The organism is Sinomonas atrocyanea (assembly GCF_030812675.1).
GTDB classification, from domain to species: domain Bacteria; phylum Actinomycetota; class Actinomycetes; order Actinomycetales; family Micrococcaceae; genus Sinomonas; species Sinomonas atrocyanea_B.
This window is the reverse complement of the sequence record NZ_JAUSTE010000006.1, coordinates 55,322-69,574: the sequence shown is the minus strand read 5'-3', so window position 1 is coordinate 69,574 and position 14,253 is coordinate 55,322. Positions and strand designations below refer to the sequence as shown.

The 14,253-nt window shown below is 71.6% G+C and carries 11 protein-coding genes; 6 read left to right on the top strand and 5 right to left on the bottom strand.

Annotation, left to right across the window (positions count from 1 at the left end; all coding sequences use genetic code 11):
- The first annotated feature begins 34 nt into the window (after positions 1–34).
- On the top strand, positions 35–1,252 hold the full coding sequence (locus J2W20_RS10200) for a hypothetical protein (RefSeq protein ID WP_307006455.1): 1,218 nt from the start codon (positions 35–37) through the stop codon (positions 1,250–1,252).
- Here the strand turns inward: J2W20_RS10200 and J2W20_RS10195 are convergent.
- The 5 genes from J2W20_RS10195 to J2W20_RS10175 are packed head-to-tail and all read right to left on the bottom strand — an operon-like array spanning position 1,249 to position 5,464.
- Positions 1,249–2,451 carry a toxic anion resistance protein gene (locus J2W20_RS10195; RefSeq protein WP_307006453.1) on the bottom strand — a complete coding sequence of 401 codons (1,203 nt, stop codon included), beginning with the start codon at positions 2,449–2,451 and terminating at the stop codon, positions 1,249–1,251. The two genes, J2W20_RS10200 and J2W20_RS10195, sit on opposite strands and share 4 nt — an antisense overlap.
- Positions 2,452–2,489: 38 nt before the next feature.
- Complete coding sequence (locus tag J2W20_RS10190; protein ID WP_307006452.1) at positions 2,490–3,071, bottom strand: TerD family protein; 582 nt, start codon at positions 3,069–3,071, stop codon at positions 2,490–2,492.
- 34 nt (positions 3,072–3,105) lie between these two features.
- Positions 3,106–3,687: a TerD family protein gene (locus J2W20_RS10185; protein ID WP_307006451.1), complete on the bottom strand. Its 582-nt coding sequence runs from the start codon at positions 3,685–3,687 to the stop codon at positions 3,106–3,108.
- A gap of 33 nt (positions 3,688–3,720) precedes the next feature.
- On the bottom strand, positions 3,721–4,320 hold the full coding sequence (locus J2W20_RS10180; RefSeq protein WP_307006450.1) for a TerD family protein: 600 nt from the start codon (positions 4,318–4,320) through the stop codon (positions 3,721–3,723).
- A gap of 43 nt (positions 4,321–4,363) precedes the next feature.
- Complete coding sequence (locus J2W20_RS10175; protein ID WP_307006449.1) at positions 4,364–5,464, bottom strand: DUF475 domain-containing protein; 1,101 nt, start codon at positions 5,462–5,464, stop codon at positions 4,364–4,366.
- 333 nt (positions 5,465–5,797) lie between these two features.
- On the opposite strand from J2W20_RS10175, the gene J2W20_RS10170 reads away from it, so the two are divergent.
- From J2W20_RS10170 to J2W20_RS10150, 5 genes are all read left to right on the top strand, one after another.
- Positions 5,798–7,312 (top strand): DUF3375 family protein, encoded by a 1,515-nt coding sequence (locus tag J2W20_RS10170; protein ID WP_307006617.1) that lies wholly within the window; start codon positions 5,798–5,800, stop codon positions 7,310–7,312.
- The gene (locus tag J2W20_RS10165) at positions 7,312–8,178 is read left to right on the top strand and encodes a DUF4194 domain-containing protein (protein WP_307006448.1); all 867 of its coding nucleotides are present in this window, start codon (positions 7,312–7,314) and stop codon (positions 8,176–8,178) included. The genes J2W20_RS10170 and J2W20_RS10165 overlap by 1 nt, the downstream gene beginning before the upstream one ends.
- Positions 8,175–11,633, top strand: coding sequence for an ATP-binding protein (locus tag J2W20_RS10160; protein WP_307006447.1), 3,459 nt, complete (start codon positions 8,175–8,177; stop codon positions 11,631–11,633). Before J2W20_RS10165 ends, J2W20_RS10160 begins: the two co-directional genes overlap by 4 nt.
- Before the next feature lie 117 nt (positions 11,634–11,750).
- A complete protein-coding gene (locus tag J2W20_RS10155; RefSeq protein WP_307006446.1) occupies positions 11,751–13,178 on the top strand; it encodes an LCP family protein in 1,428 nt (475 codons plus the stop codon).
- A gap of 133 nt (positions 13,179–13,311) precedes the next feature.
- On the top strand, positions 13,312–14,172 hold the full coding sequence (locus J2W20_RS10150; protein ID WP_307006444.1) for an SGNH/GDSL hydrolase family protein: 861 nt from the start codon (positions 13,312–13,314) through the stop codon (positions 14,170–14,172).
- Positions 14,173–14,253: the final 81 nt, after the last annotated feature.

The window sequence follows — 14,253 nt, the reverse complement described above, 5'->3', positions numbered from 1 at the left end:
CGCCGCCGTGTTGCGGGCGGCGTAGGCTCTTCTCATGCCGAAGAGCCGCACACGCAAGCCGAAGAACACCCGCCCGCGCACCACGACCTCGAGGAACGACTACGAGCGGCGGCGCCGCAGCATCGACCTCATGATCGACGGCCTCACCCCCGAGTACGTCGCCTGGGCCTCGCGGGAGGAGGCCGACCTCGCGGGCTTCGCGGCCGGCCAGCTTACCGTCGTGAAGATGTTCGTCACGATCGTCTCGAGCCTCGCCAAGGGCACGCCGTCCCTCCGGCTCGACCCCGACCACGTGGCCGGCTTCCTCCCGCCGTTCCTCGAGGACGTCGCCGCCGCCGCGGACAACGAGGACCAGTCGATCGACGACCAGCGCTACGTGATCGGCACCCTGATCGACTGGCTCACCTTCCTCGAGGAGACCGGCCGCTGGGAGGGGACCGCCGAGGAGCTCGAGGCCGTCGCCGAGGTGCTCGACGCGCAGGCCGAGGCGCTCGGCGGGATCGTCGACGAGGGGCCCCGGGCCAACCTGCCCCAGGCCAGCGAGGAGGAGGCCGCAGCCTTCGCCTCCGGTGCCCCGTTCGTGCAGCACGCCCGGGCACTGCTCGACTGGCTCGGCACCGGCCGCGAGGTCACCCCGGACGCGACCCTCCCGGCCGACGCGCTGGCGTCCGCCGCCGAGGTGGTCGGCTCCGAGGCCCGCGCCCAGAGGCTCTGGGAGGCCATGGTCAACGCCGAGCTCGTGGACACCGCCGGCGGCGTGGCCCGCGCCGGCGAGGGCGCCGCGGATCTGGGCGGCACCGACGGGCTCGGGCGGCTCGAGGCCCAGTTCCTCGGCACGGAGATCGTGGTCGCCGCGTGCACCGACGGTGCTCCCGGGACTCCGGACGGCGAGACCGCCGCCGTGCTCACGACGATCCTCACCGCCGCGGTCCACCAGCAGCCGTTCCCCCTCGAGGACGTCGCGTCCCTGGGCACCGGCCTCGCCGAGGACGGCGAGGCCGAGGAGGACGAGGATGAGCTCGGCCCCGGGGCCGCCCAGCAGCTCCAGGGCCTCTCGGAGGCCCTGCTGCGCGAGATCCGCGAGCTCGAGGCCCTCGGCCTCGCCGACACCTCGGACGGCATGGTCAACGTGCCCGTCCCCGCCCTCGACGCCGTGTACGACGCGGTCGTGGACTACGAGGAGGAGGCCGGGGACGAGGACGAGTTCGAGGAGGGCTTCGACGACGAGGACGAGGCCGGCGACCAGGCCTAGCCCGCGTTGCCCTCCTGCCGGCGCACGCGCTCGATGTACGGGCGCGACTTCTCGAGGCCCGTCTCGAGCGCCTGGACCGTGCTCTCCATGCTCTTGGCCGCCTGCGAGCGGAACGTGTCGATGGCATCCATCGTCTGGTAGATGTTCGCGAACGCCTTCTCGAGCGTCTGGACCGAGACGCCCGAGGAGGAGGCCTGCTGGTGGATGCGCGCGGTCTGGTCCTTCAGCATCTCCGAGGTGCGCAGGATCATGTTGTTCGTCGTCGTGTTGATCGCGTCGATCTGGTCCAGGACGAGCTTCTGGTTGGCGAGCGCCTGCGCGACGATCACGGCAGTGCGGAGGGCGCTGATCGTGGTGGTGCGGGCGCGGTCCACGCCCTTGATGAGCTCGGTGTTGTTCTTCCGGATCATGTCGATCGCGAGGTAGCCCTGCACCGAGACGGCGAGCTGGGTGAGGATGTCCTGGCGGCGCTGGCGCACCGGGAACAGCACGTCCGACTCGAGCTGCTGCGCGTGCTCGGTCTGGCCGCTGCGGCGGACCTCCTCGATCTTCTCGACCGTGGCCCTGTCCAGCTCCTGGGCGAAGACCGCGTACTCCGACAGCTGCTTCATCGTCTCCCAGAGGTTCGTCTTCTCCTGGGCAAGCGAGGCGTTGTCCTTCATGAGGGCGTCCTGGCCGGCCATGAGCGACTTGATGATCTTGTCCAGCTGGGTCTGGGCCGACTCGTAGCGCTGGAAGTAGCGGGCCAGCTTGTTCCCGCCCGGCACGAAGCCCAGGATCTTCCGGCCCGCACTGAGCTCCTGGCCCGGGGTGAGGTCCTCGACGGTGGAGCGCAGCTCGCCGAGCGTGGACGCGACGTACATCTGCGCACTGTTGTTCGACTTCTTGGCACTCGCGAGGGAGGTGCTCGAGCGGTCGAGCATCCTGCTCGAGGCGTCCGAGGACGCGACCATCTCCCGCCCGGCGAACCGGTTGAGGCCCTCGACCTTCTGCTGGAACTCCGGGCTGCGCGAGTCCATCGCGGCGATCTCGGCCACGTAGGCCTTCGCCTGGCTGGCGATCTCGGTCTGGCGCTCGGTGGGGACCGGGACCATGCCGGGGGCCTGCTCCTCCTGGATGACGGGGGCGGGCTCCGGCGCCTGCAGCACGAGGGCGTTCTCGGACTCGGTGGGATCCGGCGGGGTCAGGGAGATGGACATCGAGGTGCTCCTTGCAGAAGGTGGGTGGGAGGGCTGCGTCAGCCGAGGTTCACGCCGAAGTCGGTCGCGACGCCGGCGAGGCCGCTCGCGTAGCCCTGGCCGACAGCCTTGAACTTCCATTCGCCGGCGTTGCGGTAGAGCTCGGCGAAGATCATGCAGGTCTCGCTCGCGGCGTCCTCGGAGAGGTCGTAGCGGACCACCTCGGCGTTCGTGCCCTCGTTGACGATCCGGCAGTACGCCGAGCGGACCATGCCGAAGTTCTGCCGGCGGCCCTCGGCCTGGTCGATGCTCACCACCACGACGATGCGCTCGACGTCCGCCGCCACCTTGGTCAGGTCGACCTGGATCTGCTCGTCGTCGCCCTCGCCCTCGCCCGTGCGGTTGTCGCCCAGATGGGTCACCGCGCCGTCGGGGGACTGCTTCTGGTTGTAGAAGATGAAGTCCGCGTCGGAGCGGACCTTGCCGCTGGCTCCCACGAGCAGCGCCGACGCGTCGAGGTCGAAGGCGTCGCCCGTCGTCGTCCGCGGATCCCAGCCGAGCCCCACGATCGCCTTGGTGAGGCCGGGATCGGTCTTGGTCAGAGAGAGATTGCCGCCCTTGGTCAGGGTCAGTCCCGCCATGTGAAGTGCTCCTTCTTCTGTCTCGGATGCGGTGTCAGTCGAGGACGACGCCGAAGTCGGTGGCCAGCCCGGCCAGGCCGCTCGCGTAGCCCTGGCCGACCGCGCGGAACTTCCATTCGCCGCCGTGCCGGTAGATCTCGGCGAAGATCATGCAGGTCTCGCTCGCGGCGTCCTCGGTGAGGTCGTAGCGGACCACCTCCTGGCCGGTGACGTCGTTGACGACCCGGCAGAACGCGCCCCTGACCATGCCGAAGTTCTGGCGCCGCGCCTCCGCCTGGTCGATCGAGACCACGATGACGACCTTGTCGACGTCGCCAGCCACCTTCGTCAGGTCGATGAGGATCTGCTCGTCGTCGCCCTCGCCCTCGCCGGTGCGGTTGTCGCCCTGGTGGACCACCGAGCCGTCCTTGGCCTCGAGCTGGTTATAGAAGATGAAGTCGTCGTTGTTGCGGACCTTGCCGCGGGCCGAGACGAGCAGGGCGCTCGCGTCGAGGTCGAACATCTCGCCCGCGGTGGTGCGCGGGTCCCAGCCGAGGCCCACCATGGCGCGGGTGAGGCCGGGATCGGCCTTGGTCAGGGAGAGGTTGCTGCCCTTGCTGAGGGTGAGGCTTGCCACGGTGCTCCTTGTGATGTGCGGTGGTTCGGTGGTCTACAGGACGGCGGCCGACGGGCCGACGAGGTCGCCCACCGTGCGGCCGTTCGCAGGCTGCCCGATGGCCGTGAACTTCCAGCCTGCACCCTCGCGGGAGAGCTTGGCCATGATCATGCCCGTGGTGGGCCCCTGCTCGGTGAGCGTGTAGCGGGCCACCTCGGGGCTGCCGGCGGCGGAGTCGTCCACGATCCGGCAGAACGCATTGCGGACCTCGTTGAACGTCTGCTGCGAGTAGCTGGTGATGACGAAGACGATGTGCTCGACCGCGCCGTTGACGGACGGCAGGTTGACCATGATGGTCTCGTCGTCGCCCTCGCCGGCACCGGTGAGGTTGTCGCCCGTGTGCCGGATCGAGCCGTCCTTGCTCGTGAGCTGGTTGAAGAAGACCGTGTCGAGCGGCTGGCGGCCGGCGTTGTAGAGGATGGCTGAGGCATCCAGGTCGATCTCCGTGGCGCCGCCGCCGAAGAGGCTGCCGAAGAGTCCCTTGCGGGGCTGTTCGACAGCATCCCATCCCAGTCCGAGGCGGACCTGGGTCATGCCAGAGCCGTCCTTCTTGGTCAGCGAGAGGCCCTGCCCCTTCTGCAAGCTCAGTCCCACGGTGTGCTCCTTACGTTGTCCCTACAGGGTGCGGATGTCCTTCTCAGGCGGTGGCGGCGTGCTCGGGTTCGAGGGCCTTGCGCCGGTTGCGCATCACGGAGGCGACGAAGGCGGCCCCGATGAAGACCACGCCGATGAGGCCGGTGATGACCTCGCTGACCTCGACGCCGATCGTGATCAGGAGGATCACCGCGAGGGCGCCGATGGCCCAGTGCGCGCCGTGGTCGAGGTACTCGAATTCGTCGAGGGTGCCCTGGCGGACGAGGTAGACCGTGAGCGAGCGGACGAACATCGCGCCGATCAGGCCGAGGCCGAGCGCGATGATGATCGGGTCCGACGTGATGGCGAACGCGCCGATGACGCCGTCGAACGAGAACGAGGCGTCGATGACCTCGAGGTAGAGGAACAGCATGAACGCGGCCTTGCCGGCCACCTGGATCGCCTTGTTGGGGCGCGTCCCGGCCGCGGCCGCCGGCTCGGAGGGCTCGGCGTCCTCGTCCTCGTCTCCGGTGTCGAAGAGCTCGCCGAGGCCCTGGACCAGGAAGTACGTCACCATGCCGAAGATGCCGGCCATCAGGACGCTGCCCTGGAGCTCGGGGCCCGAGAGCTGGCCGATGAGGCCGAGGGCGAAGAGCCCGACCACGAGCGAGGCCCCGTTCATCCGGCCGATCCTCGCCAGCGGCGCCTCGAACCAGTGCAGCCACTTGAGTTCGCGGTCCTCGAACATGAAGTCGAGGAAGATCATGAGCAGGAAGATGCCGCCGAACGCGGCGATCTGCGGGTGGGCGTGGTGGAGGACGTAGGCGTAGGTGCCCGGCTCCTCGATGGGGCCCTTGGCCAGGGCGAGCTGGACCGCCTCGACCGGGTTGAGCTTCGCGGTGACGCCGACGATGAGCAGCGGGAACAGCACCCGCATGCCGAACACGGCGATGATGACGCCGACGGTGAGGAACATCCGCTGCCAGAACGGGTTCATGCGCTCGAGGATGCGGGCATTGACCACTGCGTTGTCGAAGCTCAGGCTCACCTCGAGGATGCCCAGGACCAGCGCGAGGAAGAGGGCCTGCGGGCCCCCGTAGACGAAGGCCACGACGAGCGCTACGGCGCTCACGCCGAAGGACCAACCGAACGTCTTCAGAAACACGTAGGGCGCAGAGCTCCTCGTTCAGGCCCGGGGTGCCGGGCGGCAATCAGTAGGCTGCACGAGCCGAGGAGCGGTTCCCCCCAGACCAGCCAAGGCCCATTATGTCCCGGGGCGCCGACAGTTCTGTATCCCCACGGTCCGAGCAGTCTCTCTCGTGTTCCAACGGGGGAACGGCCGGACGGGTTCCTGCCGTGCCGGTGGACGCCCGGTGGACGCCCGGTAGAGTGGTCAGCCGTGCCAGAACCCTCTCCGCGACCGCTGCCGGCCCCCTCGCTTGCACGTACCCCGGCGCGCGGCGAGGGACCCGCGCCGGCGGGGTCGCCGTCGTCCGCCATGCTGGTCCGCCTCGCCGAGCTCGAGTCGCTCCACCGCGGGCCGGCGTGGGCGCTCACCCGCTCGGCCCCGTGGACCATCGCCGCGCTGCAGACCGCGTTCTCGCGCAACCGCCCGCAGGTGGAGCTCGAACAGTTCCACGAGGAGCTCGACGCCTTCCTCGAGGACCTCCGCGCCCACGACGCCGCCTCCGGGGCCGCGCCCACCGCCGGCGCCGCGACCGGCCGCGCCGTGGCCGACGACTGGACCCGCCGCCGGTTCCTCGCCCGCCGCGCGCACGGCGGCCGGATCGTGTACGAGCTCACCGAGGCGACGGCGCGCGTGCTCGCGTTCCTCGACTCGCTCTCCTCCGAGCGGTCCACGCTGACCGGATCGCGCCTCGGCACACTCCTCGGCGACGTGGAGAGGCTCGCGCGCGAGACCAACCCGGACACGACCGCGAGGATCGAGGCCCTCGAGGCCGAGATCGAGGAGCGGCTCGAGCTCGTGCGGGCCATGCGCGCCGGGGAGCAGACCGGGAGCCTCGACGACGAGACGGCCCTCGAGGCCGCCGAGAACATCCTCGACCTTGCCGCCGGCGTCCCGGCCGACTTCAAGCGCATGCGGGACCGCATCGAGGACTCGGTGGGCCAGCTGCGCAACCAGATCATCGAGGAGTCGCTGACGAAGGGCGCCACGATGGCCCAGGTCCTCGAGGCGGACCGCCGGCTGCGCGCCTCCAGCGAGGGCCGCACCTTCCGCTCGTTCACGGCGTTCCTGGATGACCCCGAGCAGCAGATGCGCTTCCGGGGCGCCATCTCCGAGGTCCTCTCCCGGGACTTCGCCGACGGCCTCGGGCACGAGGAGCGCGAGACCCTCCGGCACCTCGTAGCGGAGCTGCGCGAGGCCAACGCCCAGATCCAGCGCATCTACGGCAAGCTCTCGGAGAGCCTGAACACCTATGTCCAGAGCGACGACTACCGCCAGTCCGTCCGGCTCCGCGACGCGATCCGGCGGGCGGAGCAGGCCGTCCGCCACCTCCCGTACGTCCGCGAGGAGTCGGGGTTCGCGCCGGCCCCCGAGCTGTTCGGCGCAGAGTTCGAGTCCCTGTCCATGGTCAAGCTCTTCGACCCGGACGAACTCGCGCCGCCGCCCCGGCTCGCCGACCCCATCTCCTTCGGCCGGGAGGACCGCGTCCGCTCCGCCCGCACGGGGAAGGCCAAGGCCGCGGCGCTGCGGGAAGCCGTGGATGTGGCCCTCGAGGCAGGTGGCGGCCGCGCCGAGCTGCCCGATATCTGGGCCCAGCTGCCCGCCGATGAGCAGCACATCAACTCGATCCGCGCGCTCCTCGGGCACCTGCTCAACCGGGGCGTGGGCTTCGGCCGGGACGCGTGGGCGCCGCTGGAATTCGAACAGGTCGACGGGACGCGGCGCACCGCCTTCGTCCCCAACACGACGGTGACCGTGGGACCGGCGGGGGCGCCGGCAGGCGTCCGGAGCACCATGGCCCCTGCGACCTCCCGGGAGGAGAACTGATGGAAACTGCTGCCGAGGTCGCCCCCTTGGACTCCGAGGTCGCCCCGGAGGAGCCGTTCGTGCCCGGCACGGCCCTGTACGACGGCGACACCGGCGTCCTCCCGCTGCGGGTCCGCCACGTCCTGGTCCGCCTCCTGAAGGGCCCGTACCTCGACGGCGGCCGGGACGAGAAGGCGTGGACCACGCTGCTGGACCACGAGGACGTGCTGCGCTCGCGGCTGTCCGAGCTCTTCCTCCGTCTCCACATCGACCACGAGCGCAAGGTCGCCGTGCTGCGGCCGGTGGACCCGGAGCTGCTGGGCACGGCCTCGCGCGCCACGGTCCTGCGCCAGCAGCGCGCGCTCAGCAGGGTCGAGACCATCCTCCTCCTGCGGCTCCGGCTGCTCCTGGACCGGCATGCCACGGCCCAGACGGAGCCGACCGTCACGCTCGAGGAGCTCGCCGACGTCGTGGCCCACTACCAGCCGGCCGAGGAGCAGGACGCGCTCCGTGACGCCGATACCGTCCACCGCGCGGTCGCCAAGCTCCAGGCCCGCCGCCTCCTCATCCCCACCCCGCTCGAGGACGTGTACCTCATCTCCAACGCGCTGCCGCTCGCCCTGCCGTTCGAGAACATCGGCGACGTCACCCGGCACCTCGAGGCCGTCGCCGCGGCGGGGCCCTCGCGGGATGGAGGTGCCGCGGACGACGCCGGCCAGGTCGCCTTGGGCGTGGACCTCGCCGGAGGAGGCGGGGACGGGCCAGACGAGGCCGAGGGCGCGCACAGCCCCGACGAGGCCGATCCTCTGGAAGAGGTCGGAAACCCTGACCTTGGGGACCCACAGGGTGACCTCGGCGATTCCGGCGAGACGGAGGGGCTCCTGTGAGCGTCGCGACCATGCTCCCGCTCGGGACGGACATCAACCCCGGACAGTACCGGCTCAGCCTCGTCCAGGTCGTCAACTGGGGCACCTTCCATGGGGCGCACACCATGCACGTGGACCGGGCCGGCACCATGCTCACGGGCAACTCGGGGGTGGGCAAGTCGACGCTGTTCGATGCGATCGCCCGCGTGTTCGACGCCCGCCCGCGCTCCAATGAGGCCGCAGCGGCCCGCGCCGGGCACAGCGAGGACCGCCGCACCACCTACACCTACATGCGGGGCAAGGTCGGCGACGTGGCCGTGGGGGAGGGCCGTGCGAGCGCATTCCAGCGCCCGGGGGCCACCTGGAGCGCCGTCGCCCTCACGTTCGACAACGCGGCCGGCACCTCCTACACGCTCACGGCGCTGTTCGACCTGCCCAAGAACGGCACGGAGTCCAGCCTCGGCCGCTTCTACCTCATCGACTCGGTGCCGCTGGACGTGGCCGCGGTCGAGGGGATCATCGGCCAGGCCCAGGGCCGGCGCTTCACCCGCAGCGGGCTCGAGGCCGTCTTCCCCGAGGCGCAGGTCTTCGACGTCCACAAGAACTTCGCCGAGCGCTTCCGCCGGCTCCTGGGCATCTCGAGCGACCAGGCGCTCCCGCTCCTGCGCGTGATCCAGGCAGGCAAGGGCCTCGGCGGCAGCGTCAACAGCTTCTTCCGGGACCAGGTCCTCGACCCGCCGGCCACGCTCGCGGCCGCCGACGAGGTGGTCGAGGAGTTCAGCAACCTCATGTCCATCCGGGCCCGGCTCGAGGACATCAGGCTCCAGCGCGACCAGCTCGCCCCGGTCCCCGGCCTGAATCAGGAGTACGAGGCCGCCCTGACCGAGGCGGCACGCCTGCGCGAGCTCGCCGACGAGCCCTTCGACGCCGTCCGCCAGTCGCACGCCGTCACCGTCCAGGAGCGGCTCATCGTCGGCATCCGGGACCGAGCCCAGGCCAAGGCGAAGGAGCTCTCCGCCGAGCGCCACCGCCGCGACGCCCTGGCCGCCGAGCTGCGCTCCCTCGAAGCCGAGTACAACAGCGCCGGCGGCAACCAGATCTCCGCCCTCGAGCAGGCCCGGGACAACGCGACGGTCGGCCTGCGCCTCCGCCGCGAGGTCGAGGCGGCCGCGAAGGAGGGCCTGCACGACGCCGGCCTCGACCTCCCGTTCTCGGCCGAGGGCTGGGAGGCTGCGCACCGCCGGGCCGCCGAGGCCCTCGCCGGGCTCGAGGGGGACACGGCGGCGCTGCGGGAGGCCCGCTTCGACGCGTTCGAGGCCCACGCGACCGCCAAGCGAGAGCTCGCCGAGGCCCGTTCGGAGCTCTCGGCCCTCGCGCAGAGCAAGAGCCTCCTGCCCCAGCACGCGGTCGAGAACCGCGCCGCGATCGCCGCGGCCCTCGGCCTCGACGAGGACGAGATGCCGTTCGGCGGGGAGCTGACCGACCTCGCCGAGGACGAGGAGCGGTGGCGCCCGGCCGCCGAGCGGGCCCTGCGCTCGCTGGCCACGACCCTGCTCGTCCCCGGGGAGCATTTCGCGGCGGTGACCCGGTGGCTCGACGCGAACCCGGTGCGCGGGGCGCTGCGCGCCGTCGACCTCTCCAGCCGCGTCCCCGGCGCCGAGGCCGCCCTGGCCTCCGCGGGGGAGCGGGACCTGCTCTCCAAGCTGGAGGTCGTCGAAGGCCCGGCCGGCGACTACCTCCGCGAGCGCATCGCGGTGGACTTCGCCTACACGTGCGTCGAGGATCCCGACGAGCTCGCCGGCCTCGAGCGCGGACTGAGCCTCGGCGGCGTGGTCAAGCGCGGCCGCGGCACCGTCGAGAAGGACGACCGCTTCGCGGCCCGCGCCGACTTCGTCCTCGGCTTCGACAACGCGGCCAAGGTCGAGCTCCTCGCCGCCCGGGTCCTCGAGCTCGAGGCCTCCCTCGCCGCCGCGGCCGAGGCCGCCCAGGCCAGCGAGGACTCCCACCAGGGGCTCTCCCGCCGGCTCGAGGCGCTGCGGCGCGTGGCCCGGGACGAGCGGGCGTGGGAGGAGGTCTCCTCCGCGGCGGCAGAGGAGGAGCTGCGCCGCATCGGCACCCGCCTCGAGGACGCGCTCGCGGCCCAGGGCGACCTCGAGCCGCTGCGCGCCAAGGTCGAGGCGGCCCGCGCCGAGCACCAGGCCTCCACCGAGGCCGCCGCGGTGCTCCAGAGCGAGTACCGCCAGCTCGATGCCCAGCTCGTGACCGCCGACCGCCTCCTCGAGGCCGCGCGGACCCGCCTCGCCGACGCCCCGCCGTCGGCCGCGGCGACCAGCACGCTCGGCCCGCTCTTCGACGAGTTCGGCCAGGCCGAGGACCAGCACGACCTCGAGCGGATCGCCGCCGAGGTCCACGGCCGCCTCGCCGCCCGCGTCCACGCCGCGGAGAGCCGTGCCCAGGCCGCCGCCGAGCGCCTCACCCGCATCTTCGAGCAGTTCCAGCGCGACTGGGGCCCCGTGGTCGCGGCGGACCACGGCGTCTCGATCGGGGCCGCGGCCGCGTTCGAGGCCCGCTACCGGCAGATCGTCTCGGAGGGCCTGCCCGCGCAGGAGGCGCAGTTCCGGGAGTTCTTCGCCCAGCGCACGCACGAGTCCTTCTCGACCCTGCTGCACCTGCTCGACGAGGAGCGCCGCGGCATCGCGGCCCGCATCCTGCCGCTGAACTCGATCCTCGCCGGGGTGGACTTCCATGACGGCTCCTACCTCGAGCTGGACATCCGCCAGACCGTCCCGGCGTCCGCGAAGCAGTTCAAGGAGGCGATCGTCTCCGCGCTCAGGGCGCGCCACGCGCCGTCGTCCGCGAATTCCGCTGCGGCGCACGACGCCGGCCCCGCCACCTCGGGCGGGAGCGGCACCGGCGAGGACCAGCTCACCGTTCGGTACAAGACGCTCGAGGCGCTCGTGAAGCGGCTCGCGTCCCAGACGCCCGAGGACCGGCGGTGGCGGTCCGACGTGCTCGACACGCGCTCGCACGTGTTCATCTCGTGCAAGGAGCACCGCGTCTCGCGCGACGCTGCCGCGGGCACGGCGCGGGACGAGGTGTTCGTGCACGCGGACACGGGCTCGATGTCCGGCGGCGAGCGGCAGCGCTTCACCGCGTTCATCATGGCCGCGGCGCTGAGCTATCAGCTGGGCATCGCCGAGCACGGGTTCACCGGCTACGGGACGGTCATGATGGACGAGGCGTTCGTGCTCGCGTCCGAGGAGTTCGCGGGCCAGGGCATCGCGGCCCTGCACGAGTTCGGCTTCCAGCTGCTCCTCGCGGCCCCGGAGAACGTGATCGACCTCTCGCGCTACCTCGGGTCCGTCACGGAGATCCTCCGGGACAAGCGCACCAACCGGTCGGGGCTCATCGAGGGCCCGGCGGTGCCCGGGGGGCCGGTCTCCCAGGCGAACCCGGTGGACATCGTGCTGCGCTGACGGGCCGCTTGGCCCGCTGCCGCCCCGGCGCGCTTCCAGCTGCCGTTGAGGCTCCGGCGCTAGCGTGGGGGCGCGTCCGGGCTGGGCGCGCCCCGAGTCCACCGAGAGGTACCCCGCATGCGCCGACCCGAGGACGCGTCCTTCCGCAACCTGTACCAGAAGTCGCTCGCGTACGACCGCCGGTGGACCTACCGCCGCCGCCGCGCGGCCGTGCTCGCCGGGGTCGTCGCGGTCGCGCTCGTCCTCGGGGCGGGAGTGTGGGCGGCGGCCACCTACTTCGGCTTCGAGAACGGGATCCGGCGCTCGGACGCCCTGACCGGCGGCAAGGGCCTGGACCAGGACGTCAACATCCTCCTCATGGGGCTGGACTCGCGCCTCGACGAGAACGGCAAGCCACTGAGCCAGGAGGAGTACGACGCGCTCCACTCGGGCAGCTCGGACGACGGCGGCTACAACAGCAACGTCCTCATGGTCCTGCACGTGCCCAAGGACGGCAGCCGGGCCACGATCATCTCCGTCCCCCGCGACGACTATGTGGACCTCGCGGGCTCGCCCGACGGCATCCAGCAGGGCAAGGTCAAGCAGGCCTACGGCTACGCGATGGACCAGGCCATGCGCGAGTTCGCCGCCAGCCCCAACGGCAAGAGCCAGGACGAGATCTACCAGGCCGCCAGGGACGCCGGCCGCAAGGCGGAGATCTCCACCGTCGAGAACTTCCTGAACATCAGGATCGACCACTTCGCCGAGGTCACCATGGCCGCCTTCCTCTCCGTCGCGAAGGCGGTCGCCCCCATCACGGTGTGCCTCCAGGAGGCCACGCAGGACTCCTACTCGGGGGCCGACTTCAAGGCTGGCGTCCAGCAGATCAACGCCCAGCAGGCGGTGGCGTTCGTCCGGCAGCGGCGCGACACCTCGGGCTCCGGGGTGGCGCTGAGCGACCTCGACCGCTCGCGCCGCCAGCAGGCATTCATCTCCTCGCTCGCGACCCAGCTCAAGCAGAAGGGCACGTTCACGGACCTCGGCAGGGTCACCGGGATCCTCGATGCCCTCAAGGACAAGATCGCCGTGGACCAAGGCCTGAACCTCATCGACTTCGGCCTCAAGGCCAAGCAGCTGACCGAGAACAAGACGAAGTTCGTGACCCTGCCGATCGTCCAGTTCGGCACGAGCGACACCGGCGAGTCTGTGAACATCGTGGACAAGCAGGCCATCCAGGCCCAGGTCGCCGACCTGCTGAACCCCAAGCCGGCACCCGCGTCCTCGGCCGCTGCCCAGCCCGCGCGGCCGGCGCCGGCGGCCCCGGCTGCGGGGTCCTCGGACGGCGCGGGCACCCAGGGATCTGGCGCGCAGGGGTCTGGCGCTGGACAGGACTCGTCCACGGGCCAGACGCCGGCCGGGCAGGGGTCTGGTGCCCAGGGGCAGGCCGGGCAGCCCGCGTCCGGGCAGGCTCCGCCGGCGGCCGCGTCGCCGTCGCCGTCCTCGACGTTCAACGCCGGCGACTGGTCCGACGCCCTCGTCGGCGGCGGGGTCCCCTGCGTCAAGTGACGGGCCGAGGGGTCACCTCCGTCGTCGGGTTGAGGGGTCACTTCCGTCGGGTTGAGGAATCACGTCTGTGGCCGTTGCCTCGCGTTCACCCTCCCGTCGGCCGCCGGTAGCACGCCGGCCCTAGGCTCGCCGGGTGGCAGGCAGTGTGCGCGGGAACCGGAAGAGGTTCGTCGCCCTGGGCGACTCCTTCACCGAAGGCGTGGGGGACTGGAACCCTGCCCTACCCAATGGCGTGCGCGGATGGGCCGACCGGGTGGCCGAGAAGCTCGCCAAGGCCGAGAAGGGCTGGGAGTACGCCAACCTCGCTGTCCGGTCGAAGCGGCTGCGGCAGATCGTCGCGGACCAGCTCGCGCCGGCGCTGGCCATGGAGCCGACGCTCGTGACCCTCTACGCGGGCGGCAACGACATCCTCGACCTCGGCACCGACATGGACCAGCTGCTCGGGCAGTACGAGGACCTCGTGCGCCAGCTCGCCGCGACCGGGGCGACCCTGGTGCTGTTCACGGGGTACGACGTGAAGGTCAACCCCCTGCTCGAGCCGCTCAAGCACCGGAACTGGCAGTACAACGAGCGCGTCCGGGGCCTCGCGCGCGAGCTCGGCGCCGTCCTCGTGGACTACTGGTGCTTCGACGAGTATGCCGACCGGAGGATGTGGGACACCGATCGCCTCCACATGTCCAAGGCCGGCCACAAGTTCCTCGCCCGCCAGGTGGTCGACCAGCTCGGGTACCCCCAGAGCGCGAAGCAGCGCGGGCGCGAGCCCCGGATGCGGCGCGGCCCGCGCGAGTGGGTCGCAGCCCAGAGGGCGTGGCTCGGCGACTGGGTCGTGCCCCTCATCGGTCGGAAGATCCGCGGCGTGACCCTCGGTGACGACCTGTCCCCCCGCTGGCCCGACCCGGTGAAGGTCCCCCGCAAGGGCGGCCTCCGCCGCTACGCCGAGGAGCATCCCGAGGTGCTCGAAGGCACGCCGGGCTGGGCCCAGAAGGCGCCCTAGCGCCAGCGGCCGACCCGCGCGGGAGGCGGCGTCACGCGGGAGGCGCGGGGGCGGCGTCGTACGTGCCGGGCGCGTAGTCTG